Origin of the sequence: Micromonospora sp. CB01531, from assembly GCF_001905095.1 — a bacterium.
Lineage (GTDB): Bacteria > Actinomycetota > Actinomycetes > Mycobacteriales > Micromonosporaceae > Micromonospora.
The window spans coordinates 18,482-44,959 of the sequence record NZ_LWLS01000104.1 but is presented as its reverse complement, the minus strand read 5'-3'; the positions used below and the strand labels follow the sequence as shown (position 1 = coordinate 44,959).

The window sequence follows — 26,478 nt, the reverse complement described above, 5'->3', positions numbered from 1 at the left end:
CGCGTCCACTGTGCAACTCCCGACAAACGAACAATCACACCATTTTTGGTGGTTGGTTGTTTGACATGTCGATAGAGTTACGGCGGTCATGGCGGAGGGGAAACGCCCGGTAACATTCCGAACCCGGAAGCTAAGCCCTCCAGCGCCGATGGTACTGCACTCGGGAGGGTGTGGGAGAGTAGGACACCGCCGGACAAACTTTCCAGTCAGGGTCACCCATTTCCGGGTGACCCTGACTGCATTTCCGGCGCGGGAATCGCCGGCGGCCGGACGCCCGCGGTGAACGGCGTCCCGCAGCCCTGGTCAGCGGCTCTGAATACCCTCGCGCAGCTGCCGGAACAGCACGGCCGAATCGTCTATCGAACGGCCCGCGAACATCGCCATCACCACGCTGCCGTGGTCGGCCCAGCCGCAGACCGCGAAGTCGCCGCCATCGCCGCCGGTCGAACCGCACTTCATTACCCCGCCTAGGCGGCCGGCGTCCACCTCGTGCAGCCCGCCCACCTTGCCGGTCTCGTCGGCCATCAGCCCGAAGAGGGTGTCCAGGTCCCGCTCCGGCTGCCAGAGCAAGGTGGTGCCGCCGAACACGAGCACCGCCCGCTTGGCGTCGGCCGGGTCGCTGTAGACGGTGCCGAAGCTCCGGTCTAGGTCGATGTCGGCGGCGAAGCCGTTGCGGAGGTAGTCCGCGGTGCTGCGGGCGCCCTCGCTGTCGTCTCGGGTCAGCCCGGCGACCTTGGCCGGCGTATCCAGCGTGGTGTCCTTCTGGGCCAGTACCCGCCAGCCGCCGACGCCCAGCGCCCCAAGACCGGCCAACCCGACGGCCAGCGCCGCGCCCAGCACGATCCGGCGCCGGCGCGAGGCGGGACGCCGTTCGGGCTCCATCGCCGGATCCCGGCGGCTCAGCTGGATCGGCTCGTCGGTCAGGTCGACCGGCTCGGACCCGTCGTCCACCGGGCGCTCGGTGAGATGTGCGTCGGACATGTCCGCCACCGTACGCGAACGAGAGGTGGCGCACGTCAGGTCTCCAGAAGCGCTCCGTAGACTTTCAGGGTGACCGAGAGACTGGATGCCCGACGCCCCGACGCCCCCACCCTTGCCGGCCAGTACCAGCCCGGCGAGGTAGAGCAGCGACGGTACGAGCAGTGGGTAGCCGCCGGCCACTTCCGGGCGTCGGCGGAGAGCGACAAGCCCCCCTTCACCATCGTCATCCCGCCGCCGAACGTCACCGGCTCGCTGCACATGGGCCACGCGTTCGAGCACACGCTGATGGACGCCCTCACCCGCCGGAAGAAGATGCAGGGCTTCGAGGCGCTCTGGCTGCCCGGCATGGACCACGCCGGCATCGCCACCCAGAACCTGGTCGAGCGGCAGCTCGCCACCCAGGGCCTGTCCCGCCACGACCTGGGCCGGGAGAAGTTCGTCGAGCGGGTCTGGCAGTGGAAGGCGGAGTCCGGCGGCGCCATCCTGGGCCAGATGCGCCGGCTCGGCGACGCGGTCGACTGGGATCGCGAGCGCTTCACCATGGACGCGGGCCTGTCCCGGGCCGTGCAGACCATGTTCAAGAAGCTCTTCGACGCCGGGCTGATCTACCGGGCGAACCGGATCATCAACTGGTGCCCGCGCTGTCTCACCGCGCTGTCCGACATCGAGGTGGAGCACACCGACGACGAGGGTGAGCTGATCTCGATCCGCTACAGCGACGAGGTCGTGGTGGCCACCACCCGGGCGGAGACCATGCTCGGCGACACCGCGGTCGCGGTGCACCCGGAGGACGAGCGCTACCGGCACCTGATCGGCACCACCGTGGCGCTGCCGCTCACCGACCGGCGGATCCCGATCGTCGCCGACGAGCACGTCGACCCCAGCTTCGGCACCGGCATGGTCAAGGTGACCCCGGCGCACGACCCGAACGACTTCGAGATCGGGCAGCGGCACGACCTGCCGGCGCTGACGATCATGGATGAGCGGGGCATCATCACCGCGCCGGGCCCGTTCCAGGGACTCGACCGGTACGAGGCCCGCCCGGCGATCGTCGCCGCGCTGCGCGAGCAGGGGCTGATCGTGGCCGAGAAGCGGCCGTACCTGCACGCGGTGGGGCACTGCTCGCGGTGCAAGACCACGGTCGAGCCGCGGCTGTCGCTGCAGTGGTTCGTCAACACCGCCCCGCTGGCCAAGGCCGCCGGCGACGCGGTCCGCGATGGCCGGGTGCGGATCGAGCCGGCTGAGCTGGCCAAGCGTTACTTCGCCTGGGTCGACAACATGCACGACTGGTGCATCTCCCGGCAGCTCTGGTGGGGCCACCGCATCCCCGTCTGGTACGGCCCGGACGGCGAGATCGTCTGTGTCGGCCCCGACGAGGAGCCGCCGACCGGCGAGGGCTGGCGGCAGGACGAGGACGTCCTGGACACCTGGTTCTCCAGCGGCCTGTGGCCGTTCTCCACCCTCGGCTGGCCGGAGCAGACCCCCGACCTGGCGAAGTTCTACCCGACCAGTGTGCTGGTCACCGGGTACGACATCCTCTTCTTCTGGGTCGCCCGGATGATGATGTTCGGCCTGTACGCGATGGACGGCGTGCAGCCCTTCGACGTCGTCGCGCTGCACGGCATGGTCCGCGACGAGCACGGCAAGAAGATGTCCAAGTCGTTCGGGAACGTGGTCGACCCGCTGGACTGGATCGACCGGTTCGGCGCCGACGCCACCCGGTTCACCCTGGCCCGGGGCGCCAATCCGGGCCAGGACGTGCCGGTCAGCGAGGAGTGGTGCCAGGGCTCCCGCAACTTCTGCAACAAGCTCTGGAACGCCACCCGGTTCGCCCTGCTGAACGGCGCACACGCCGAGGGGCCGCTGCCGGCGGCGAGCGAGCTGTCGACGGTCGACCGGTGGATCCTGTCCCGCCTGGCGCACGTGACCGCCGAGGTGGACGAGCAGTTCGAGGCGTACGAGTTCGCCAAGGTGTGCGACCTGCTCTACCACTTCGCCTGGGACGACGTCTGCGACTGGTACGTGGAGCTCAGCAAGCCGGTGCTCGCCGAGGGCGGGCCGGCGGCCGACGCCACCCGCCGGGTGCTCGGGCACGTGCTGGACCAGCTGCTGCGCCTGCTGCACCCGGTGATCCCGTTCGTCACCGACGAGCTGTGGAGCGCGCTGACCGGCGGGGAGACGGTGCTCACCGCGATCTGGCCGGTGGCCGACCGTACCCTCGTCGACGACGCCGCGGAGAGCGAGGTCGGCACCCTGCAGCGGGTGGTGACCGAGATCCGGCGGTTCCGCTCCGACCAGGGGCTGCGCCCGACGCAGCGGGTGGCGGCCCGGCTCGACGGCCTCGGGCCGGCGGGCCTCGCCGCGCACGAGCCGCTGATCCGGTCGCTGGTGCGGCTGGACGCCCCCGGCGACGACTTCCAGGCCAGCGCCACCCTCGCCATGCCCGGCGAGGTGAGCGTCGCGCTGGACACCCGGGGCTCGATCGACGTGGCCGCCGAGCGGGCGCGGCTCACCAAGGATCGGGCGGCCGCCGAGAAGGAGGTCGCCCAGGCGCGGGCGAAGCTGGACAACCCGGCGTTCGTCGGCAAGGCGCCCGAGCCCGTGGTCGCCAAGATCCGTGAGCGGCTCGCGGTGGCCGAGGCGGACCTGGTCCGGATCGACGCCGCGCTGGAGGCGCTTCCCTCGTGACCGACCGTACCGAATTCGCCGCGGTGGAAGCCGCGCTCGGCGAGCGTGGCTTCACCCGCATGCATTTCGAGCTGGAGAAGATCGAGAGCCTGCTCGACCTGCTCGGCAGCCCGCAGCGGGCGTACCCGTCGATCCACCTGACGGGCACGAACGGCAAGACCTCGACGGCCCGGATGATCGATTCGCTGCTGCGGGCGTTCGGGCTGCACACCGGCCGCTACACCAGCCCGCATCTGGAGACCGTCCGGGAGCGGATCAGCCTGGACGGGGAGCCGGTCAGCGAGGAGCGGTTCGTCGCCACGTACCGGGAGGTGGCGCCGCTGGCCGAGCTGGTCGACCAGCGCTCCGCCGAGCCGCTGACCTACTTCGACCTGACCACGGCGCTGGCGTTCGCCACGTTCGCCGACGCGCCGGTCGACGTCGCGGTGGTGGAGGTGGGGCTCGGCGGCGCCGAGGACTCGACCAACGTGATCCAGGCTGGGGTCGCGGTGATCACCCCGATCGGGCTGGACCACACCGAGTGGCTCGGCGACACCGTCGAGGACATCGCACTGCACAAGGCGGGCATCGTCCACAAGGGGGCCACCGTGATCGCGGCGGCGCAGGAGGAGGAGGCCGCCCGGCCGATCCTGGAGCGCTGTGCCGAGGTCGGCGCGACCATCGCCCGCGAGGGCGCCGAGTTCGGCGTGCTCCGCCGGGCGGTGGCGGTCGGCGGCCAGGTGCTCACCATCCAGGGCCTCGGCGGGGTGTACGAGGAGATCTTCATCCCGCTGCACGGCGCGCACCAGGCACAGAACGCGGCCGTGGCGCTCGCCGCGGTCGAGGCGTTCCTCGGCGCGGGCGCCAAGCGGCAGCTCGACATCGAGGCCGTCCGGGAGGGTTTCGCCTCGGCCACCTCGCCGGGACGGCTGGAGAAGGTGCGTACCGCCCCGACGATCCTGCTCGACGGCGCGCACAACCCGCACGGGATGGCCGCCACGGTCACCGCGCTGCAGGAGGAGTTCGCGTTCAGCAAGCTGGTCGGCGTGCTCGCCGTACTCGGCGACAAGGACGCGGCCAGCCTGCTGGAGCTGTTGGAGCCGATGCTCGACTCGATCGTGGTCACCCGCAACAGCTCGCCCCGGGCCATGCCCGCCGACGCGTTGGCCGCGCTGGCCCGGGAGATCTTGGGACCGGACCGGGTGCAGGTCGCCGAGGAGATGCCGGACGCCATCGAGGCGGCCGTCGCCGAGGCCGAGTCCGACGTACCGGGCGAGCTGGCCGGGGTCGGCGTGCTGATCACGGGATCGGTGGTGACCGTGGCCGACGCCCGCCGGCTGCTCAAGCGATGACCGGCCCGGTGGAGGAGCGCCCCGGCGCCGAGGACCACCCGGCGATGCCTGCCACGTCCTCGCCCGGTGGTCCGGGTGACGGCGAGCCGGGCCCGGGGGAGCGCCGGTCCGGGCTGCGGAATCCGGACAAGGCCGTCCGCGGGCTCGGCGCGGGGACGCTGGCGCTGGAGGCGTTGGTGCTGTTGCTGGCCATCCAGCCGATCCGGGTGGTCGGCGGGCACCTCGGCGGCACCGCGGTCGGGGTGATCGTGGCGCTGGCGGTAGCCTGCGTGGTGCTCGCCGGACAGATGAAACGGTCGTGGGCCTGGCACGCCGGGACCGTGCTCCAGGGGTTGCTGATGCTGTCCGGGCTGCTGCACTGGTCGCTGCTCGTGCTGGGGGTCATCTTCGCCCTGGTCTGGGCGTACGCCCTGCACGTGCGGCGGGTCGTCCTCGGCTGAGCGCCCCGGCCGGGCCCCGCTCGGCGCGGCTCAGGCGTCGGCGAGGGTGCGCCACTGGGTGAGGGCGACGCCGTGGCCGTCCGGGTCACGGAAGGCCGCTGCCCACACCTCCAACTTCGTGCCCCGGTTGACCACGCGGGGGGCGTACGTGAAGCGCACGCCGGACCCGCGCAGCCGCTCGTACGCGGCCTGGATGTCGTCGACCTCCAGGTTGACGTGGACCAGCCGGCGGCTGATCGGCGCGGCCCCGCTCACCTGGCGCAGCACCAGGCGGGTCGCCCCGGAGGAGAGGACGGCGTTGCCGGTGCCGCGGTCGAACTCCTCGAAGCCGAGGCTCCGGTAGAAGTCCAGCGACCGGTCCAGGTCGGTGACGAGCAGGGTGATCCCGACCCCGCTGATCGGGGTGGCCAGCTCGGCCGGCTCGTCCCCGGCCGGGCCGAAGATGGCCTCGTCCAGTTCCTCCGGGGTGGGCGGCGCCTCGGCGGCCGGCTCGTCCAGCGGGACGTCGATCGGGTCGACCGGCACGGTGTCGAACCGCTCATCGGCTGGCGTGCGCGGGGCCGGGGTGGCCCGGCGGGGCAGCGAGCCGCTGGCCGCCGGCTCGACGAGCTGGCCCTCCAGCACCACCGGGCCGCCCGGGCGCTGGTGCACCACCACCGGCTCGCGCGGCTCCGGCGGCGCCGTGACGTCGTCGAGGACCGGGTCCGGCGCGGGCGGGAAGTCGTCCCGGAAGTCCTCCTCCGGGCGGTCCGCCCACGGCGGGGCCTCCTGCGCGATCAGCACCTCCTCGACCGGGTCGGGACCGGCGTACTCAGGTGGGAGGTCGGCGACCGCGGCGGCCGTCTCGGCGTGGGTGGGCACCTCGTCCCACAGCACGCGGATGTGTCGCTGGTCGTCGAGGGCTACCCGGACCGGCAGGGCCTGGCCCAGGGACGGCCACTTGGCGACCGGGACCCGCGGCTCGATGATCTTCTTGGACCGGGGCGGCAGCCCGGGCGCGTCGATCACCAGTTGGAGTTCGCAGCGGCCGAACGCGTACTGGGTGGGCGGCTCGGAGGCGCTGTGCACGTGGCCTAGGCCGACCACCCAGGTGCGGCCGCCACCACGTACGGTGGCCAGGGCGATCGCCAGCACGAGCAGCGCGATGCCGAGCGCCACGATCGCCCAGCTCGTCATGCCCAGCCCGAACAGCACGATGAAGGTAGCCACGGTGCCCAGCACCGCGCCGATCAGCTTTCGCACCGGCGCGATGGGTCGGTTCCCGCCATTCGCCACAGTGGACCTCCCGGGGTCTAGGGCCAGGCTAGGCCGTGTCGGCGACCGGGGGAAAGAGCGGCCGCCGCGTCGGCGCCGGGACCGGGTCGCTACGCTGACCGTACCCAGCCCGACCCGCTTCCGCGCACAGGAGGAACCCAGCGTGTCCAGCAGCAGCCCGGACGAGCGCACGCTCGTACTGATCAAGCCTGATGCGGTGCGCCGCGGTCTGGTGGGCGAGATCCTCGGCCGTTTCGAGCGCAAGGGCCTGCGGATCGACGCGCTGGTCTCCCGGACGATGGACGGCGACTTCGCCGACCAGCACTACGCCGAGCACGTGGACAAGCCGTTCTACCCGCCGCTGAAGACGTTCATGATCGGTGGTCCGCTGGTGGCCCTGGTGCTCTCCGGCGACCAGGTGATCGAGGTGGTGCGCGGGATGATCGGCAGCACGGACGGCCGCAAGGCCGCCGCCGGCACCATTCGCGGCGACTTCTCCCTCTCCAACCGGGAGAACCTGGTGCACGCCTCCGACTCGGTCGACAGCGCCAAGCGGGAGATCGCCCTCTGGTTCCCCGAGCTGGGCTGACGTCCTCGCCGACGGCCCTCGTCCCCTGCTGGGACGGGGGCCGTCGGGCGTGTTCAGCCGGGGACGCGGGTCAGCTTTTCGGGGTTGCCGACCAGGTAGACGCCGGTGATCCGGCCGTCGGCGGCGGCCACCGCGAGGGTGTAGCGGGCTCCGGCCGGCCAGCGCAGCAGCAGCGCCGGCGCGCCGTTCAGCTCGGCCGACGTCGTCCGGATGCCGGGGCGGCGATCGCGGGCGTAGATGCCGGCGAAGAAGCGGGCGATCCGGTCCGCGCCGTGGACCGGGTTGCGCGCCGCGCGGACCCGGCCGCCACCGTCGGACCAGGCGGTAGCGTCGGCGGCGACGAGGTCGGTCAGCCGGGCCAGGTCGCCGTCGCGCGCCGCGGCGAGGAACGCGTCCAGCAGCCGCCGCTGCTCCGCCGGGCCCGCGGTGAACCGCCGCCGGTCGTCGGCGATCCGCGCCACGGCCCGGTGGTGCAGTTGCCGGCAGTCCGCCGCCGACCGGCCGAGCAGGTCGGCGATCTCGGCGTACGGCAGGGCGAACGCGGTGTGCAGCACGTACACCGCCCGTTCCGGCGGGGTGAGCCGCTCCAGCAGGTGCAGCAGCGCGGTGGAGAGGGTGTCCCGCAGTTCGACGGTGTCCAGCGGCCCGAACGGCGACGGTGCGGTCGGCACCGGCTCGGGCAGCCACGGACCGATGTACGTCTCCCGGGCCGCCTGCCGGGCGCGTAGCCGGTCCAGCGCCAGCCGGGTCACCACCCGGGACAGGTAGCGGCGCGGCTCGGCGACCGACTCCCGGTCGACGTCCAGCCAGCGCAGGTACGTCTCCTGCAGCACGTCCTCGGCGTCGTGCAGGCTGCCCAGCAGCCGGTACGCCAGCCCGAGCAGCATCGGCCGGTGCGCGGTGAGCGCACCGGCCGCCTCCGCTGCCCCGGTCGTGGTCACACCTCGAGCGGCGGTTCGTTCCGGGTGCTCACCGAGATTCGGTTCCACACGTTGATTGTGGCGATCGCGACGAGCAGGTCGGCCAGTTCCTTCTCCGACCAGACCTTCGCGGCGGCGTCCCACACGTCGTCTGGCACGCCGTGCTCGCCGAGCCGGGTGACCGCGTCGGTCAGCGCCAGCGCGGTCCGCTCCCGCTCGTCGAAGAACGGCGCGTCCCGCCATGCGGCGACCGCGAACAGCCGCCGGCTGGACTCGCCGGCGGCGAGCGCGTCCCGGCTGTGCATGTCGACGCAGTACGCGCAGCCGTTGAGCATCGACGCCCGCAGCTTCACCAGCTCCAGCACGGTGTGGTCCAGGTTCTCCCGCACGTACTTCTCCAGCTCGAGCACCGCCTGGTACGCCCCCGGCGCCACCGCTGCCATGTTGATCCGGCTCATTTCGGCCTCCTCGTGTCGTCGATACGCCTACCCGACGGATACGGCCCCGGCCGGCGTGACGGTGCGGCCCTGTGACGGTGGTCATGCGAGCTGCGCCGGGCCGGCTGACCCTCGATCATGAGGTTGGCGGCGGTGACGATCTCGGGATCCGCCGCCAACCTCATGATCACCGGAGTGGGGTGATAGTCGGGGCCGGAGCGGGCGCGGGGTCGAGTACGCTTGTCGGCACAGGCGACGACCCGGCCATCACCGGCGAGCCTCCGGAAGAACGGCCGGGTGACCGGCCCAGTAGAACCGGACGGGACCGGCCCGTCACAGCCGGCCAACGAGCGGGCGGTCGCACCTTGACCGCCAAGCGGGGTGGTACCGCGGGCCTTGCCCGGGCACGCCGGTGACGGCGTACCGGAAAGGGTTCGTCCTCGCAGACCCACACGACAGTGAGCTCGACGGCTCCCGGTCGCGGCGCGGCGTCAGCCGCGCCGAGCTGGAGTTGTCGCACGTGAGGAGAGCGACCCCCGATGGCCTATCCGTTGCACGACCCGACCGCCGCCGGTGTCCCGGCGAGCCCGGACCTGCCCGCGGTGGAGCGCCGGGTCCTGGAGCACTGGACGGCCGACAAGACCTTCGAGGCCTCCGTCGAGGCAAGGCCGGCCTCCGGCCGGCAATCGGACACGGCGGCGGGCTCCGCTGGCGGCGGCGGAGCCGCCGACAATGAGTACGTCTTCTACGACGGCCCGCCGTTCGCCAACGGCCTGCCGCACTACGGCCACCTCTTCACCGGGTACGTCAAGGACGTGGTGCCGCGCTACCAGACCATGCGCGGCCGCCGGGTGGAGCGGCGCTTCGGCTGGGACTGCCACGGCCTGCCGGCCGAGGTGGTGGCCGAGAAGCAGCTCGGCATCACCAGCAAGGCCGAGATCCTCGACCTGGGCGTGGCCCGGTTCAACGAGGCGTGCCGCACCTCGGTGCTGGAGTTCACCCAGGACTGGGAGCGGTACGTCACCCGGCAGGCCCGCTGGGTGGACTTCGCCAACGACTACAAGACGCTCGACCTGGACTACATGGAGAGCGTCATGTGGGCCTTCAAGACCCTGCACGACAAGGGTCTGGTCTACGAGGGCTTCCGGGTGCTGGCGTACTGCTGGCGGTGCGAGACGCCGCTGTCGAACACCGAGACCCGGATGGACGACGTCTACAAGGACCGGCACGACCCGACCGCGTCGGTGTGGTTCGAGCTGACCCCGGACGAGGGCGCGCCGGAGTTGCTGCGCGGCCCGGTCCGGGTGGGCGTCTGGACCACCACGCCGTGGACCCTCCCGTCGAACCTGGCGCTCGCCGTCGGCCCCGATATCGAGTACGCGGTGCTGGAGCGCGACGGCGCCCGGTACGTCGTCGGCGCCGCCCGGCTCGGCGCGTACGCCAAGGAGTTGGAGGGGTACGCGCAGGTCGGAACGGTGTCCGGCCGCGATCTGGTCGGGCGCCGCTACGTGCCGCTCTACGACTTCCTGGTCGAGCAGGCCGGGGCGAACGCGTACCAGGTGCTGGGCGCGGAGTTCGTCACGACCGAGGACGGCACCGGGATCGTCCACCTGGCCCCGGCCTTCGGTGAGGACGACCAGAACGTCTGCAACGCGGCCGGCATCCCGACGATCGTCACCGTGGACGACCACACCCGGTTCACCGCGCTGGTCCCGCCGTATCAGGGCGAGCAGGTCTTCGACGTGAACAAGTCGGTGATCCGGGAGCTGAAGGAACGGGGGGTGCTGCTCTGGCAGGACACGTACACCCACTCGTACCCGCACTGCTGGCGCTGCGACACCCCGCTGGTCTACAAGGCGGTGTCGTCCTGGTTCGTGGCGGTGACCCAGTTCAAGGACCGGATGGTCGAGCTCAACCAGCAGATCAACTGGACGCCGGGGCACATCAAGGACGGCTCGTTCGGCAAGTGGCTGGCCAACGCCCGCGACTGGTCGATCAGCCGGAACCGGTTCTGGGGCTCGCCGATCCCGGTGTGGAAGTCCGACGACCCGAACTACCCGCGGGTGGACGTGTACGGCTCGCTGGCCGACCTTGAGCGGGACTTCGGCGTACGCCTGACCGACCTGCACCGGCCGGCGGTGGACGACCTGGTCCGCCCCAACCCGGACGACCCGACCGGGAAGTCGATGATGCGCCGGGTGCCGGAGGTGCTGGACTGCTGGTTCGAGTCCGGCTCGATGCCGTTCGCCCAGGTGCACTACCCGTTCGAGAACCGCGAGTGGTTCGAGCACCACTACCCGGGCGACTTCATCGTGGAATACATCGGGCAGACCCGCGGCTGGTTCTACACCATGCACGTGCTGGCCACCGCGCTGTTCGACCGGCCGGCGTTCCGCAACTGCCTCAGCCACGGCATCCTGCTCGGCTCGGACGGGCGCAAGATGTCCAAGAGTCTGCGCAACTACCCGGACGTGTACCACGTCTTCGACTCGTACGGGTCGGACGGGATGCGCTGGATGCTGATGTCCTCGCCGGTGCTGCGCGGCGGTGACATGGCGGTCACCGAGGCGGGCATCCGGGACGCGGTACGTCAGGTGCTGCTGCCGTTGTGGAACGTCTGGTACTTCTTCTCGCTCTACGCGAACGCGGAGGGCTACCAGGCGAAGCGGCGGGTGGATTCCACCCACCTGCTCGACCGGTACGTGCTGGCGAAGACGAACGAGCTGGTGTCGACGGTCCAGACGCAGCTGGACGCGTACGACATCTCCGGTGCCTGCGCCACCGTCCGGTCCTACCTGGACGCGCTGACCAACTGGTACGTGCGTCGCTCGCGGGACCGGTTCTGGTCCGGTGACGCGGAGGCGTTCGACACGCTGTGGACGGTGCTGGAGACGCTCTGCCGGGTGGTGGCGCCGCTGGCGCCGCTGACCGCGGAGGAGATCTGGCGCGGCCTCACCGGCGAGCGGTCGGTGCACCTGACCGACTGGCCGGCGGCGGCCGAGTTCCCGGCCGACCACGAGCTGGTGACCGCGATGGACGCCACCCGGGCGGTTGCCTCGGCGGCGCTGTCGCTGCGTAAGGCCAAGGGGCTGCGGGTGCGGCTGCCGCTGTCGAAGCTGACCGTGGCCTCGTCGCGGGCGGACCAGTTGCGGCCCTTCGCCGACCTGGTCGCCGACGAGGTGAACGTCAAGCAGGTGCAGTTCACCGACGAGGTGTCCGCGTACTGCCAGCAGGTGCTGACGGTGGTGCCCCGGGCGCTCGGCCCGCGGGTCGGCAAGGCGGTCCAGCAGGTGATCAAGGCGGTCAAGGCGGGGGAGTGGGAACTGGTCGACGGTGCCCCGGTCGCCGCCGGGGTCACCCTCGCCGAGGGCGAGTATGAGCTGCGCCTGGTCGCCGCCGACGCCGAGCACTCCGCGCCGCTGCCCGGCGGCGAGGGCGTGGTCGTGCTGGACACCGAGGTCACCCCGGAGCTGGCGGCCGAGGGGCTGGCCCGGGACGTGGTCCGGGTCGTCCAGCAGGCTCGCCGGGACGCCGACCTGGACGTCTCGGACCGGATCGTGGTGGCGCTGTCGGCGTCCGAGGAGGTGCGCGCGGCGGTGTCCGGGTACACCGACTTCGTGGCCCGGGAGGTGCTGGCCGACACGGTCGACTTCGCCGAGGGGATCGAGGGCTTCGTCGGTGAGGTCGGCGAGGGTGAGCGGGTGACGGTCGCCGTGCGGCGGGTATGACCTGCTGAGGGTGGTGGTCCGGCGGGCTGGGATCCGGCGGACCACCACCCGGGCGGCCGGCCACCCGAGAGGGCCGGCATGGGGCCGTCCGCTACCGTGACACCGCCTGTCCCGTACGACCGCCGGAGGACCCGTGCCCCTGCTCTACACCATCGGCAAGCTCGCCGTGGCGCCCACGATCCGGTTGGCCTTCCGTCCAACCGTCGAAGGGCTGGAGCACATCCCGGCGACCGGTGGCGCCATCTTCGCGGGCAACCACCTGTCGGTCGCCGACGAGTTGCTCCTCGGCACGGTGGTGCCACGGCACCTGGCCTTCTGGGCGAAGTCGGAGTACTTCAAGGGCACCGGCGTGAAGGGTGCGTTCTCCAAGTTCGTGCTCACCGGGCTGGGCGCCATCCCGGTGGAGCGGGCCGGCGGCCGGGCGGCGCTGTCGGCGTTCGACGCCGCCATCCCGGTGCTCAAGGCCGGTGACCTGGTCGCCGTCTACCCGGAGGGGACCCGCTCCCCGGACGGGCGGCTCTACCGGGGCCGCACCGGCGCCGCTCGGCTGGCGGTGGCGGCCGGCGTGCCGATCATCCCGGTCGGCGTGACCGGCACCGACAAGGCGCAGCCCATCGGCACGCGGGTGCCCCGGCCCGGCCGGGCCGAGATCGCCATCCGGTTCGGCAAGCCGCTAGACGTCACCGGCCGGTCGGACGACCGGACCTCGCTGCGGGCGATCACCGACGAGCTGATGAGCGAGATCCAGAAGCTCACCGGCCAGGAGTACGTGCCCCGCTACGCCCCGCCGCGCGCCCGGCCGGCGGTCAGCGGCGAGCCGCCGACCGCCTGAGCCGTCCGGCGGGAGCCGTCACGGCGGGTCGTTGCCGCGGCGCTTCTCCTGAACGACCACCGCGTCCAGGTCGCTGAGGCCGTCCAACTGCTTGATGGTCCGGGCCAGCCGGGCGTTGGCCGGGATCCGGGGGCGGTTGGTGGACAGGAACGCCCAGTAGCCGGCGGTGAACGGGCACGCGTTCTCGCCGAGCCGCTCTCTCGGGTCGTAGCGGCAGCCGCCGCAGTAGTCGCTCCTCCGGTTGAGGTACGCGCCCCCGACGACGTACGGCTTGGTGGTCATCCGGCCCAGGTCGGCGTACTGGCTCAGGCCGATCACGTTGCCGGTCATCGCCCACTCGTGGCCGTCCACGAACCGGGTGTGGAACCACTCGGCCAGCTCCGCCGGGCGCCAGCCGCGCTGCAGGGCGTAGTTGCCGAGCACCATCAGCCGGGGGAGGTGATCCGCCCAGCCGCGGTCGCGGACGCCGGTGAGCACGTCGGACAGGCAGCGCGCGTCGACCACGTCGGCGTCCAGCTCGTTCCACCAGGCCGGCAGCGACCGCCGCGTGGCCGGCTCGCTGCGGTTGCGCCGGGCCGGCTCGAAATACCAGTACATGTGCCAGGCGTAGTCCCGCCAGCCCATGATCTGCCGGACGAAGCCCTCCACGCCGGCCAGCGGCGCGCCCGCCGTGCGGTACGCCTGCTCGGCACCCCGGACCGCCTCCATCGGGTCCAGCAGGCCGAGGTTGAACGCGGCGGACAGCACGCTGTGCGCCGGCCACGGGTCGCCGGCGAGCATCGCGTCCTCGTACCGGCCGAACGCGGCGAGCCGGTGTCGGAGGAAGTGCCGCAGCCGGGCCTTCGCCTCCTTCGCGGTGGCCGGGAAGTGGCGGGGACCGTCCCGGCCGGCGAACCGGATGCCCTCCCGCTCCCAGCGGTCCAGGTCGGCCCGGACCTCCGCGTCGATGTCGTCCTCTCGCGGCCGCGGCGGGGCCGGTATGCCCAGCGCGCCGTTCTTCGGCGGCGGCTCGCGGTGCTCCGGGTCCACGCTCCACCGGCCGCCCACCGGGTCTTCGCCGGTCATGAGCACCCCGTGCTGCTCCCGGGCGAAGCGGTAGAACGCCTCCATCCGCAGCGCGCCCCGGCGGCCGTCGGCCCAGTCGGCGAAGTCCGTCAGGCTGGTCACGTACCCCCGGGGCGGCAGCACCGTGACCCGGTCCAGCTTGCGGACGAACTTTAGCGCCCGACGGGAGGTCGGATGGCACACCTCCAGCGGCTCGCGGACCTTTCTGAGCGCCTGCCCGTACGTCTCGGCCCGCAGGAAGATCGCCTGGTCCCCCAGCTCGGCGGCCCGGTGCCGCAGTGCGGAGAGGATCAGATGGGCCTTCTGCCGGTGGTAGACGCGACGCCGGAAGACCGCCTTCGACTCGATCAGCAGGACCGGTTGCTTCCGGTCGTCGAGGAAGTGCAGCCCCAGCTGATCGGCGAAGTGCCAGCGGCGCAACATGTCCCGATTGTGAGTCAATCACCCATTATGGGCGGCGCGACGCGAGGAGCTTTATGTGATCGATACCTTGCGTAGCGTGAGACTCGCTACTGCTTCGGGGTCACCACCTGCTGTCGTAGGTCGTTCAGCAGGCGGCCGCTGTCGTCCACGGAGAGCCGGGTGAAGACGCCGGTGGTCAGGCTGCCGTGGTCGACCGAGGTGCACACCACCACCGCGTCGCCGTCCGACCGGCCGACCGCGCAGCGCTCGTACCGGCCCCGGACACCGGTCTCCACCGCTACGGCGTCGCCCAGCGCGTACCGGTCCCGGAGGCGGTCGATCTCGGCGTCGGCGTCCGCCTCGGGACTCAGCCGGAACCCGGTGCCGCCGAAGAGGGTCACCCGCTTGCCGTCCTTGTTGGTGTAGATCCCGGCGAAGGTGTCCTCGGCGAGCAGGTGCGCCTGGCGTACCTGGGTCTCCAGCTCGGCCGCGTCGGCCTGGCTGCGCTGGTCCTGCCGTAGCTGCAGGTCCCTGATCTGGTCCGGCAGGGCCGCGCTGGCCGGGTACTGGGCGCGGAGCGGCTGGGCCCACCAGAGGGGCAGGCCGCAGCAGCAGGCGACGGTCAGCAGCAGCACCCAGGGCCAGCGGCGCCGGCGGCGGACCGGGACGCTCACGTACCCCTTGGGTGGTTGGAACCCGGGCGGTGGCGCGACCGGCGGTGCGGCCGGGCGGCGGCGCTGCTTCGGCGGCGCGGGTGGCGCGGGCCGGGGCGGCGGCAGCGCGGCCGGCGACGGCGACACCGGGCGGGCGGCGACCGGCGGCGGCGGGGTGACCGGCGGGCGCGCCTGCGGACGGGCGTCCGGCGGGTACGGGGCGTGCGGGTGCGCGACCGGTGGGTACGGGGCGTGCGGGTGGGCGACCGGCGGCGCCGGACTGGCCGGCGGTGCGGCCGGATAGGGCAGGGTGTGGCCCGGCGGCGGGTAGGACAGGGTCGGCGGCAGTGCGGGGAAGTCGGCCGAGTGCAGGTCCCAGCCGGTGGTGTCGACACCCTCCCAGGGGTCGACCGGGACCAGGTGTTCGGGCGAGTCCACCGGCGGCGGCGGGGTGGGCTCGGCGGACTCGCCCCAGGACCGCTTGCGTGGCGGCGGGGCCGGCACCGGCGCGGACCCGCTCCACCGGGGCGCGGGCGGCTCGGCGTGGGTCTCCACCCGGGTCGGGTCCGGTCGGTCCGCCTCCCGCGCCGGGTCGGGGCGATCCGTCTGCCGCGTGGGGTCGAGGCGGCCGGGGACCGCTGCCGAGCCGGTCGGTCGGTTCGCGGCGGCCGGGCGGGGCGGTACGGCGGCCGAGCCGCGCGCCGGGGAGACCGGCGCGTCGGCCGGCGGCGCCGGTGCGTCCTCGGTGCCCATCGACGCGTCGTCGCTGCTCGTTGGCGGCGTCGGCGCCCCGGCGGCCCGGTCATCGGTGTCCGGGTCGCTCGACGCGGGCTCGTGTGGGTCGGACGGCGCCGGTTCGTCGGTGGCCGCCGGAGTGACGGTCGGCGCCGGTTCGTGGGGGGCCGCGGGCGGCACTCCTGGCCCCGGCTCGGCAGGGTCGCCGGCCGGGCCGGTCGGTGCGGGTTCGCCGGTGGTCGTGGCCGGGTCGGTCGGCGCCGGTTCGTCGGTGGCCAGGGGTGGCTCGTCAGCGGGCGTGCTGCCGTCCGGTGCCGGCGCCGGCGGCGCGACCGGATCGGTGGCCGGGCTGGCCGCCGGTACGGGGGCGCGGCTCGGCCCGTCGGTGCCCGGATCCCCGCCCGTGGCCGGGGTGCTCCCGTCGGCCGGCCGGTCGGTGCCCGGCTGCGGCTCCGGCATCGCGGCTGTCTCCTCTCGCGCCGGTTGCGAGGCTAGTACCGGCGTGCCACCGCCGACGAATCCGCTCGTCAGCCCGTCCCGTCGCCGATCCCGGACAGCTGCCGTGCGCTGCGGACGGGGGCGGGTCCAAGATCCAGAAGAGCCGGACGGCGGGCTGCTGCGGTGCGCCGTGGTGGCCGGTGGCGCACCGCGTACCCTTGGGCATCATGAGTGCCCCGTCCACGACGCCGCGTCCCGTCGCGGCCCATTCCGTTTGGCCCCGGCTGGAGCCGCTGCTGCCGCAGGTGACCAAGCCCATCCAGTACGTCGGTGGCGAGCTGGGTGCGGTGGTCAAGGACTGGGACGCCGCGGTCGTCCGGTGGGCGCTGATGTACCCGGACGCGTACGAGGTGGGCCTGCCCAACCAGGGCGTGCAGATCCTCTACGAGGTGCTCAACGAGCTGCCCGACGTGCTCGCCGAGCGGACGTACGCGGTCTGGCCGGACCTGGAGAAGCTGATGCGCGCCCATGGCGTGCCGCAGTTCACCGTCGACGCGCACCGCTCGGTGCGCGACTTCGACATGTTCGGCGTCTCCTTCGCCACCGAACTGGGCTACACCAACCTGCTCACCGCGATCGATCTGGCCGGCATCCCGCTGCTCGCCGCCGACCGCACCGACGCCGACCCGGTGATCGTGGCCGGCGGGCACGCCGCGTTCAACCCGGAGCCGATCGCCGACTTCGTCGACGCCGCCGTGCTCGGCGACGGCGAGGAGGCGGTGCTGGAGATCACCGGCATCGTCCGGGAGTGGAAGGCCGAGGGCTGCCCGGGTGGGCGGGACGAGCTGCTGCTGCGGCTGGCCCGCACCGAGAGCGTCTACGTGCCGCGCTTCTACGACGTGGACTACCTGCCGGACGGCCGGATCCAGCGGGTCGTGCCGAACCGCCCCGACGTGCCGTTCCGGGTGCACAAGCGCACGACCATGGACCTGGACGCCTGGCCGTACCCGAAGAAGCCGCTGGTCCCGCTCGCCGAGACGGTCCACGAGCGGTACGCGGTGGAGATCTTCCGGGGTTGCACCCGCGGCTGCCGGTTCTGCCAGGCCGGCATGATCACCCGCCCGGTCCGGGAGCGCTCGATCACCACGGTCGGCCAGATGGTGCAGCAGGGGCTGGAGTTCTCCGGCTTCCACGAGGTGGGCCTGCTGTCGCTGTCGTCGGCCGACCACTCCGAGATCGGCGACATGTGCTCCGGCCTCGCCCAGCAGTACGAGGGCACCAACGTCTCGCTGTCGCTGCCGTCGACGCGGGTGGACGCGTTCAACATCGACCTGGCGCAGGAACTGTCCCGCAACGGCCGGCGCACCGGGCTGACCTTCGCCCCCGAGGGCGGGTCGGAGCGGATCCGCAAGGTGATCAACAAGATGGTGTCGGAGGACGACCTCATCCGCACCGTGGTCACCGCGTACACCAACGGCTGGCGGCAGGTGAAGCTCTACTTCATGTGCGGCCTGCCGACGGAGACCGACGAGGACGTGCTCCAGATCGCCCGGATGGCCCACGAGGTGATCAAGGCCGGCCGGGCGGCGACCGGGTCCAAGGACATCCGGTGCACGGTCTCCATCGGCGGGTTCGTGCCGAAGCCGCACACCCCGTTCCAGTGGGCGGCGATGGAGCGGCCGGAGGTCATCGACGCCCGGCTGAAGCTGCTCAAGCAGGCGATCAACGCCGACCGTTCGCTGGGCCGGGCGATCGGTTTCCGCTACCACGACGGCGAGCCGTCGCTGATCGAGGGCCTGCTGTCCCGAGGTGACCGCCGGGTCGGCGCGGTGATCCGCAAGGTCTGGGCGGACGGCGGCCGGTTCGACGGCTGGAGCGAGCACTTCTCCTACCAGCGGTGGGTGGACGCCGCCGCCGAGGTGCTGCCGGCCTTCGGGGTGGACCTCGACTGGTACACCACCCGGGAGCGCGACGAACTGGAGGTCCTGCCCTGGGACCACCTGGACTCGGGCCTGGACAAGGACTGGCTCTGGCAGGACTGGCAGGACGCCCTGTCCGAGTACGAGCAGGACGACTGCCGGTGGACCCCGTGCTTCGACTGCGGGGTCTGCCCGGCCATGGACACCGAGATCCAGATCGGCCCGACCGGCCGAAAGCTGCTGCCGCTGACCCCGGTCAACGGCCTGAAGCTGCCCACCGGCGCCCCGCAGTAGCGCCGCCGACACGTCCGGAGCGCCGGGACCTCACCAGGGTCCCGGCGCTCCGCCGTTTCCGGTGCCGGTCAGCAGGCCCGTCGCCGGCGGCCCCAGCTGGTGCCGTGACCCCCGGGGTGGGGGTGCCTGGATTGGCGGCGACTCGATACGCTGCGTCCGACATGGACCGATCGGCGGGTCGGCAACGGGGAGGACAGCAACATGGGTGACATCAGGCCGCCGGCCACCGGCGACCTCCACGTCAGTGTCGAGGACCTGGACGCCGCGGCGGAGTACGTCGAGCGCTTGAAGCAGTACGTCGACGACACCATCGGCTACGAGATGGAGCGCATCAAGGAGCGGATGAAGGGCGACAGCAACAACGCCCAGGCCGTCCCGAACGGCACCCCCTTCGGCGCGTACGAGGACGCCCGCATGCAGTGGCAGGCCCTGACCAGGTCGACGGCCAACATGGAGCTCCACCTCAAGGCGATCTCCAACAAGCTCGCCGGGCTCAAGAAGGGCACCGAGGACATCGCCAAGGCGTTCCGGGACGCCGAGGCGCGCAACGCGGCCAACGGCAAGGAGATCGAGCGGATGCTGGAGTCCGCCACCCCGCCGCCCGCGCCCGGCGGCACGCCCACCACCTACCCGTACACGGCCTGAGGGGAACGGTCATGGCAGGAGGAACCTGGGAGAGCTGCGTCCGCGAGGTGACGCTGTCGGCGGACCCGGAGACGGTCGGCTCGGTGAGCGTGGGGTGGAATAACCTCTCCACCGCGCTGGGCTACCTGCGGGACTCGCTGGTCGGGCGGTCGTTCGTCGGCCCGATCGCCCCCGGCCAGGAGCGCCCGCACAGCGGCGGCCTGCCGGGCCTGCTGGCCGGCTGGAAGGGCAGCGGCGGCGACGCCTACCGGGAGCACCTCGGTGACATCGGCAAGGACATCGAGAAGCTGATCACCGACGCGAGCAACGTCAGCGGCGCGCTGTCGCGGATCGAGGGCGACATCCGCAAGGCGGTCGCCAGCATCCCGATCCCGCTGATGGACGACTTCGGCTGGAACGAGTGGAGCCTGCCGAACGGCACCGAGCTCGACGACGCCCGGGACGGCGAGAGCTCGTCCGGCTTCCTCGCCGCACTGCGCAAGGACTACCAGAACAACCCCGCCTCGTACGCCGACGGCGCGTTCCGCGACAAGGCCGACGACCTCGAGGCGACCATGAAGATCGACGGCAACGCCGAGGACCACAAGCGGGGCGGCTGGTGGGACACCAAGTCCCACCTGGACAACTGGTACCGGGACAACCAGCAGGCGGCCAAAACCGCGATGTCGCCGCTGCCCACCGCGGTGGAGACCGAGCGGCCCAGGCTGGTCGTGTCGGCGCCCGACGAGGCCGCCTCGGACGGCTACACGCCCGACGACCGGAAGCCCCCGTCCGGATACCCCGGTGGAGGTGGTGGCGGCTTCGGTGGTGGCGGCCCCTCCATCGGCAGCACGGGCATCGGCGGTGGCGGCGGCGGTTCGTACGGTGGCGGCCCCTCGTCCATCGCGCCACCCACCGGTGGCGGCTTCGGCGGCGGAGGCTCCCTGACGCCGCCGTCGACCGGCTCCGGCTACCCGGGCACCGGCAGCCCCGACTACGGCAGCGGCCTGGCCGGCGCCGGTGGCCCGACCACCACCGCCGGCAGCGGGTACGGCGGCCCGAGCGGCCTGGGCAGCCCGGCGCTCGGCGGTGGCAGCGGCTTCAGCGGGGGCGGACCGGGCGTGGGCTCGGCCGGCGGGTTCGGTGGTGGCGGTGTCGGCGCGGCCGGCGGGATCGGCATGGGTGGCATCCCGGGCATGGTCGGCGGCGGCAACGGCAAGGTGCCGCCGATGACCAGCGCGGCCAGCGCGTTGCGCAACGCGGCCGGCGCCGGCGGCGCGGGTGGCCCGCGGGGCGCGGGGATGATGGGCGGTGGCATGGGTGGCCATGGTGCCGGCGGGCATGGTAGCGGGGCTGCGGAGCACTCGTCGTGGTTGACTGAGGACGACGATCCGTGGGGCACCGGCGACGCCGGGTCTCCGGGCATCCTGCGATGAGGACGGACGGATGAGGTTGCACGTCGGCGCGCTCCGGCCGGCCGTGGCCGGCCTGCTGGCCGGGCTGATGGTGCTGGGGGCCGCCCAACCGGCGGCCGCCGCGCCGCGCCGGGCCGAGCAGTGGTACCTGGACGAGCTGCGGATCGAGCAGGTGCACAAGCTCTCCACCGGGCGGGGTGTGATCGTCGGGGTGGTGGACACCGGCGTGGACGCCACCCACCCGGACATCCGGGGTCAGGTGCTGCCCGGTGGCCGCAGCTACGGCGCCTCCGGCGACGGGCGCGCCGACGAGGAGGGTCACGGCACCCACATGGCCGGCATCATCGCGGCCACGAACGCCAGCCGCGACGGCGTGGACGGCGTCGCCCCGGGCGCCAAGATCCTGCCCATCAAGCTCAAGGCGGGCAAGGGCGCCAACCCCACCGGGGCGTCGGCCCGTGGCATCCGGATGGCCGTCGACGGCGGCGCGAAGGTGGTCAACCTCTCCTACGGTGGGCCGGGCTACGCCGACCCGGACGTGGAGAGCGCGATCAAGTACGCGCTGGACCGGGACGTGGTCGTGGTGGCCGCTGCGGGCAACACGGCCAAGGGGAGTGTCGCCGTCGACCAGCCCGCCAACGTCCCCGGTGTGATCGCGGTGACCGGCACGACCCGGGGCGGCGCCTTCTGGGGCGGCTCGGTCCGGGGGCCGGAGGCGGTGATCGCCGCGCCCGGCGACGGCATCTACAACGTCGGTCCCGAGCACGGCTACGGCTGGGGTGACGGCACCTCGGACGCCAGCGCGATCGTCTCCGGCATCGCGGCGCTGATCCGGTCGAAGTACCCGAACCTCGACGCGCCCAACGTGATCAACCGGATCATCGCTACCGCCCGGGACGCCGGCCCGCCCGGTCGCGACCCGGAGTACGGCTTCGGGCGGATCGACCCGGTCGCCGCGCTGACCGCGAACGTGCCGGCCGTCTCCGCGAACCCGCTGCTTGAGGCGGCCGCCCCGGCCAGCCAGGCCCCCGGCCAGGCGGCCGAGGACGACAACTTCGACGTGACCAAGTACGGCGACCGGGGTGGCCCCAGCGACCAGCAGGTGATGGTGATCGGCATCGGCATCGCCGTGGTGCTGGTGGTCCTGCTGGCGCTGGCGATCTTCCTGATCTGGAACCGGCGCCGGTACCGGCGCGACGCGGCCCGCGCGGCCGGCGCGGCCGACGAACTGCCCGACGGGATCCCGCCCGGCGGCGGCTACGGCCCGCCTGGCGCCCCGCCGGTTCCGGCCGGCTACCACCCGTCGGGCGCTACGGCCGCCCCCGGCTATTCACAGCCGGGTGGCGCGCCGGCCCCGGGCGGCTACGCCCCGCCCCCCGGCAACATCCCGCCACCGGGACCGCCTGGGACGTACCCGCCGCCCGGGAGCGGCAACCGCTCCTGATCGGCGCACCGTTCACCGTCGTGGCCGGCCGGGTGACCTGCGCGTCACCGGCCGGCCACCGGCGTGTCTGGGGTGGGCGGTAGGGGCCCGGCTGCCCGGTTCGGACCGGCTTTCCGGACTCCTCCGGCCGCCCCGGCTGCGTACCGCCCCGGGGGCTGCGCCAGGATGGGACGGACACGCAGGCAGCACCCGAGGAGTTCACGATCGCCAGAAAGCCTCAACCCGAGGGCGGCCAGGCGCCGGTCGTCCAGCGCGTCCGGATCCGGTACGCCAAGCGCGGGCCGCTGCGGTTCACCTCGCACCGGGACTTCGCCCGAGCCTTCGAGCGCGCGCTGCGCCGGGCCGGCGTACCGATCGCCTTCTCCCAGGGCTTCACCCCGCACCCGAAGATCTCGTACGCCTCGGCTGCGCCGACCGGCGTCGCCAGCGAGGCCGAGTACCTGGAGATCGGCCTGCGCGAGCCGGTCGACCCGGAGCAGTTGCGGGTCGCCCTGGACGCCGCGCTCTCGCCCGGGCTCGACGTGCTCGACGCGGTGGCGGCCACCGGCGGCAACCTGCCCGACCGGATCGAGGCGTCGCGCTGGCGGATCGAGCTGCCCGAGGTCGACCCGGCCGAGCTGGAGCGGGCGGTGGCGGCCTTCACCGCCGCCGAGGAGATCCAGGTCGAGCGGATGACCAAGCAGGGCCGGCGGACCTTCGACGCGCGGGCCGCCGTCATCAGCATCGATGTGCTGGCCCCGTCCGAGACGCCTTCCGGGGCGACGGCCGTACCGTGTGCGATACTCGAAGTGGTCGTACGGCAGGTCACCCCGTCCGTACGACCCGATGACGTCCTTTCCGGCCTCCGCGTGGTGGCCGACCTGGAGCCGCCGGTCTCGCCGAGGGTGATCCGGCTGGCACAGGGCACGCTGACCGCGCAGGGCGAGATCGTCGATCCGTTGGATGCGGATCGCGACGGGGCAGCCATCGGAGAGCGCTGACCGACGGTCGGCGCTCTGGCAGGCAGACTTCGGCGGTCGCGCACCTGCGCCCGGCGGAAACACCTTTTGCGGCGACCCTGCGTGGCAGCGCTCACCCGCGCCCGGGGTAGCCAGAACTGGAGAACGTCCATGCTCGAGAACGAGCCCGAGGGCGGCGAGCGGACCGGTTCGGAACCGGCCGAGGCAACCGCCAACAGCACCGACAGCACTCCCGAGGCCAAGCCGGCGCGCAAGCGGACCAGCCGGCGCAAGGCCGCCCCGCTCAACCAGCCGGAGCAGATCGATGCGCCGGCCGAGGCCCCGACCGGCGCCGGCACCACCAGCGGGGAGGCCCCGCAGGCCGAGGTCTTCGCCCCGGTCGCCGGCGAACTGGACGCCGCGCCCAAGACCACCCGGCGGCGCCGCAAGGCGACCAGCGCGAAGGCGGCCGAGGAGCCGATGGTCGCCACCGGCGTGGAGGCGACCTCCGACGAGGTCGTCCCGCCGGTCAAGGTGACCCGCAGCCGCCGGCGGAAGGCCATCCCGCCGCCCGCTGAGACCCTCGAGGAGTCGCCCACCGAGGCGCCGGCCGAGGCCGCCGCGGCCGCCGAACCCGAGCCGCAGCGGGACGAGGAGGGCGGCGAGCCCGCCGAGCCCTCGGCCGTCGCCACGCCGTCCGAGGACGAGGAGGTCGAGGGCGAGCCGGCCCCGGCCCGCGAGCTGGCCGGCGCGCCCACGCCGACCGCGGAGGGCGTGGCCGAGGTGCCGCCGGCCGCCGAGGCGACGCTGGCCCGTGCCGGTGGGCCGGAGGACCGGACCGGCGAGATCGCGCCGGGCGCGGCCGTGCCGGGGGCCGGGCAGCCGGCCGAGGAGGAGCCCGCGCCGACCACGCGTCGCCGCCGGGCTGCGCTGTCCGCGCCGACCGTCCTGTTCATGGCGCCGCAGCCCGAGGAAGCGCCGATCGTCCGGACCACCGCCCCGGCCGCCGAGGAGCCGGCCGAGGAGCCGGTGGAGACCGGCCGGCGGCGCCGGCGCGGCCGCCGTGAGGCGGAGCCGGTCGAGGTCGAGGTCGAGGCCGAGGCCGAGGCCGAGGCCGAGGAGGAGCCGACCGTCGAGGCCGAGGAGGCCGCCGAGGCGGAGGAGGACGAGGAGGAGTCGGCCGCGGGCCGTCGCCGCCGCCGTCGGGGCCGCCGCGGCCGGGGCCGGGGCAAGGGCGGCGTGGAGGACCTCGAGGAGGAAGAGGCCGAGGAGGCCGTCCAGGCCGAGAGCGCCGAGGCCGAGGCGGACGAGGCCGAGGAGGAGGAGACCGAGGGCGACGGGATGACCCGGCGCCGGCGTCGCCGTCGCCGCCGTGGCGCGGGCGACGTCGAGGTCGCCGCCGAGGACGGCGTCCCCACGGTCGTCAAGATCCGCGAGCCGCGCCGCCCCGTGGACGAGGTGCAGGGCGTCTCCGGCTCGACCCGGCTGGAGGCCAAGCGGCAGCGCCGCCGGGACGGCCGGGAGCAGCGGCGTACCCGGCCGCCGATCCTCAGCGAGTCGGAGTTCCTGGCCCGCCGGGAGGCGGTCGACCGGGTGATGGCGGTCCGCCAGCGCGGTGACCGGACCCAGATCGCCGTCCTCGAGGACGGCGTGCTGGTCGAGCACTACGTCACCCGGAACTCCGCCGGCACCATGGCCGGCAACGTCTACCTGGGCAAGGTGCAGAACGTCCTGCCCAGCATGGAGGCGGCGTTCGTCGACATCGGGCGCGGCCGCAACGCCGTGCTGTACGCCGGCGAGGTCAACTGGGACACCACGGGCCTGGAGGGCCGGGCCCGCTCGATCGAGCAGGCGCTCAAGTCCGGCGACTCGGTGCTGGTGCAGGTCACCAAGGACCCGATCGGGCACAAGGGCGCGCGGCTGACCAGCCACATCGCGCTCTCCGGCCGGCACCTCGTGTACGTGCCCAACGGCAACGCCTCCGGCATCAGCCGGAAGCTGCCGGACACCGAGCGCAAGCGGCTGCGGGACATCCTCAAGAAGCTGGTGCCGGACGGTGCCGGGGTGATCGTGCGGACCGCCGCCGAGGGCGCCAGCGAGGACGAGCTGGCCCGGGACGTCAAGCGGCTCCAGGCGCAGTGGGAGGACATCCAGGCCAAGTCGGCCGAGGGCGGTGCCCCGGTGCTGCTCTACGAGGAGCCGGACCTGGTCATCCGGGTGGTCCGGGACCTGTTCAACGAGGACTTCCGCGAGTTGGTCATCGAGGGTGAGCAGTCGTACGGCATGGTCGAGTCGTACCTGTCGCACGTCTCGCCGGATCTGGTCGCCCGGCTGCGGCGGCACGCCGGCACCACCGACGTCTTCGCCGAGTACCGGATCGACGAGCAGATCCTCAAGGGGCTGGACCGCAAGGTCTTCCTCCCCTCGGGCGGGTCGCTGGTGATCGACCGGACCGAGGCGATGACCGTCGTCGACGTCAACACCGGCAAGTACACCGGCTCCGGCGGCAACCTGGAGGAGACGGTCACCCGCAACAACCTGGAGGCGGCCGAGGAGATCGTGCGCCAGCTGCGGCTGCGCGACCTCGGCGGCATCGTGGTCATCGACTTCATCGACATGGTGCTGGAGTCGAACCGGGAGCTGGTGCTGCGCCGGCTCACCGAGTGCCTCGGCCGGGACCGGACCAAGCACCAGGTCACCGAGATCACCTCGCTGGGCCTGGTGCAGATGACCCGGAAGCGGATCGGCGCCGGCCTGCTCGAGGCGTTCAGCGAGACCTGCGAGTGCTGCAAGGGCCGCGGCGTGATCATCCACACCGAGCCGGTGCCGGAGAAGCCGCGCGGCGGCGGTGCGGGGGAGAAGGTCAAGGCGGTGGCCTCGGCCGTCACCACCCCGGCCACCGAGGAGAAGGGCGGGCCCTCCCGGCGCCGGGGCCGCAAGGCCGCGCCGGAGAAGACCGTCGCCGAGGTGACCGACGCCCAGGCGGACGCCGACTACCACGACACGATGGGCTACGACCTGTCCCGGTACGAGACCGAGATGCCGGCCGCCCCGGCCGTGGCCGACAGCCAGGAGGGCGACTCGGCCCGGCTGGCGGCGCCGGACGACCCGGACGCGCTCGGCGAGGGCGAGACCGACGAGGAGGGCGCCGAGACGGGCCTCGGCCGGCGGCGCTCCCGGCGGGGCGGTGCCCGGCGGCGTACCCGCCCGTGAGGCGCTGACCAGCGCGGCGTACGGCAGGGCCCCTTTCCCGGGGACGAGAGTCCGGGAGAGGGGCCCTGCCGTTCCGTCGGCTGGTCGGGACGGCGTCGAGACGCGTTCGACCGGCTCCGGCAGCGCCGCGATGAGCTG

The 26,478-nt window shown here is 73.1% G+C and carries 18 protein-coding genes and 1 rRNA gene; 13 read left to right on the top strand and 6 right to left on the bottom strand.

Annotation, left to right across the window (positions count from 1 at the left end; genetic code table 11):
* Window positions 1–78: 78 nt before the first annotated feature.
* A 5S ribosomal RNA gene (gene rrf / locus A6A27_RS31655) occupies window positions 79–195 on the top strand.
* 108 nt (window positions 196–303) lie between these two features.
* On the opposite strand, the gene A6A27_RS31650 is transcribed toward rrf, so the two are convergent.
* The gene (locus tag A6A27_RS31650) at window positions 304–981 is read right to left on the bottom strand and encodes a hypothetical protein (protein WP_073838312.1); all 678 of its coding nucleotides are present in this window, start codon (window positions 979–981) and stop codon (window positions 304–306) included.
* Window positions 982–1,050: 69 nt separating this feature from the next.
* Here A6A27_RS31650 and A6A27_RS31645 point away from each other — a divergent pair, with 69 nt between their 5' ends.
* From A6A27_RS31645 to A6A27_RS31635, 3 genes are read left to right on the top strand one after another with little or no spacing between them, the layout of a single operon-like run.
* A complete protein-coding gene (locus A6A27_RS31645; protein ID WP_073838311.1) occupies window positions 1,051–3,669 on the top strand; it encodes a valine--tRNA ligase in 2,619 nt (872 codons plus the stop codon).
* Window positions 3,666–5,000 carry a bifunctional folylpolyglutamate synthase/dihydrofolate synthase gene (locus A6A27_RS31640; protein WP_073838310.1) on the top strand — a complete coding sequence of 445 codons (1,335 nt, stop codon included), beginning with the start codon at window positions 3,666–3,668 and terminating at the stop codon, window positions 4,998–5,000. Before A6A27_RS31645 ends, A6A27_RS31640 begins: the two co-directional genes overlap by 4 nt.
* 44 nt (window positions 5,001–5,044) lie before the next feature.
* Entirely contained in the window at window positions 5,045–5,440 is a 396-nt protein-coding gene (locus A6A27_RS31635; protein ID WP_073838315.1) for a DUF4233 domain-containing protein, read from the top strand.
* Window positions 5,441–5,470: 30 nt separating this feature from the next.
* Here A6A27_RS31635 and A6A27_RS31630 read toward each other — a convergent pair whose 3' ends face one another.
* On the bottom strand, window positions 5,471–6,715 hold the full coding sequence (locus A6A27_RS31630; RefSeq protein WP_073838309.1) for a VOC family protein: 1,245 nt from the start codon (window positions 6,713–6,715) through the stop codon (window positions 5,471–5,473).
* Between the two features lie 142 nt (window positions 6,716–6,857).
* On the opposite strand from A6A27_RS31630, the gene ndk reads away from it, so the two are divergent.
* Window positions 6,858–7,283 carry a nucleoside-diphosphate kinase gene (gene ndk / locus A6A27_RS31625; protein ID WP_073838308.1) on the top strand — a complete coding sequence of 142 codons (426 nt, stop codon included), beginning with the start codon at window positions 6,858–6,860 and terminating at the stop codon, window positions 7,281–7,283.
* A gap of 53 nt (window positions 7,284–7,336) precedes the next feature.
* On the opposite strand, the gene sigJ is transcribed toward ndk, so the two are convergent.
* Entirely contained in the window at window positions 7,337–8,224 is an 888-nt protein-coding gene (sigJ, locus tag A6A27_RS31620; RefSeq protein ID WP_241825536.1) for an RNA polymerase sigma factor SigJ, read from the bottom strand.
* The gene (locus A6A27_RS31615) at window positions 8,221–8,661 is read right to left on the bottom strand and encodes a carboxymuconolactone decarboxylase family protein (RefSeq protein ID WP_073838307.1); all 441 of its coding nucleotides are present in this window, start codon (window positions 8,659–8,661) and stop codon (window positions 8,221–8,223) included. Before A6A27_RS31615 ends, sigJ begins: the two co-directional genes overlap by 4 nt.
* A gap of 518 nt (window positions 8,662–9,179) precedes the next feature.
* Here A6A27_RS31615 and ileS point away from each other — a divergent pair.
* Both ileS and A6A27_RS31605 read left to right on the top strand, forming a co-directional pair.
* Window positions 9,180–12,368 (top strand): isoleucine--tRNA ligase, encoded by a 3,189-nt coding sequence (ileS, locus tag A6A27_RS31610; RefSeq protein ID WP_073838306.1) that lies wholly within the window; start codon window positions 9,180–9,182, stop codon window positions 12,366–12,368.
* Window positions 12,369–12,501: 133 nt separating this feature from the next.
* Window positions 12,502–13,200, top strand: a complete 699-nt coding sequence (locus A6A27_RS31605) for a lysophospholipid acyltransferase family protein (RefSeq protein ID WP_073838305.1) — start codon at window positions 12,502–12,504, stop codon at window positions 13,198–13,200.
* A gap of 18 nt (window positions 13,201–13,218) precedes the next feature.
* Here the strand turns inward: A6A27_RS31605 and A6A27_RS31600 are convergent, their stop codons facing one another.
* Both A6A27_RS31600 and A6A27_RS46405 read right to left on the bottom strand, forming a co-directional pair.
* On the bottom strand, window positions 13,219–14,706 hold the full coding sequence (locus A6A27_RS31600) for a cryptochrome/photolyase family protein (protein ID WP_338013325.1): 1,488 nt from the start codon (window positions 14,704–14,706) through the stop codon (window positions 13,219–13,221).
* Between the two features lie 68 nt (window positions 14,707–14,774).
* A complete protein-coding gene (locus tag A6A27_RS46405) occupies window positions 14,775–16,514 on the bottom strand; it encodes a hypothetical protein (protein WP_073838303.1) in 1,740 nt (579 codons plus the stop codon).
* 206 nt (window positions 16,515–16,720) lie between these two features.
* On the opposite strand from A6A27_RS46405, the gene A6A27_RS31590 reads away from it, so the two are divergent.
* The 6 genes from A6A27_RS31590 to A6A27_RS31565 all read left to right on the top strand — a co-directional run bounded on the left by A6A27_RS31590 (window position 16,721) and on the right by A6A27_RS31565 (window position 26,340).
* Entirely contained in the window at window positions 16,721–18,706 is a 1,986-nt protein-coding gene (locus A6A27_RS31590; RefSeq protein WP_073838302.1) for a TIGR03960 family B12-binding radical SAM protein, read from the top strand.
* Window positions 18,707–18,907: 201 nt separating this feature from the next.
* On the top strand, window positions 18,908–19,351 hold the full coding sequence (locus tag A6A27_RS31585; protein ID WP_073838301.1) for a hypothetical protein: 444 nt from the start codon (window positions 18,908–18,910) through the stop codon (window positions 19,349–19,351).
* Window positions 19,352–19,362: 11 nt separating this feature from the next.
* The gene (locus A6A27_RS31580) at window positions 19,363–20,766 is read left to right on the top strand and encodes a hypothetical protein (RefSeq protein WP_073838300.1); all 1,404 of its coding nucleotides are present in this window, start codon (window positions 19,363–19,365) and stop codon (window positions 20,764–20,766) included.
* A 10-nt stretch (window positions 20,767–20,776) separates the two neighbouring features.
* A complete protein-coding gene (gene mycP, locus A6A27_RS31575; protein WP_073838299.1) occupies window positions 20,777–22,189 on the top strand; it encodes a type VII secretion-associated serine protease mycosin in 1,413 nt (470 codons plus the stop codon).
* Window positions 22,190–22,449: 260 nt separating this feature from the next.
* Window positions 22,450–23,169, top strand: a complete 720-nt coding sequence (locus A6A27_RS31570) for a TIGR03936 family radical SAM-associated protein (RefSeq protein ID WP_073838298.1) — start codon at window positions 22,450–22,452, stop codon at window positions 23,167–23,169.
* Window positions 23,170–23,298: 129 nt separating this feature from the next.
* The gene (locus A6A27_RS31565) at window positions 23,299–26,340 is read left to right on the top strand and encodes an Rne/Rng family ribonuclease (RefSeq protein WP_073838297.1); all 3,042 of its coding nucleotides are present in this window, start codon (window positions 23,299–23,301) and stop codon (window positions 26,338–26,340) included.
* The last annotated feature ends 138 nt before the right edge of the window (window positions 26,341–26,478 follow it).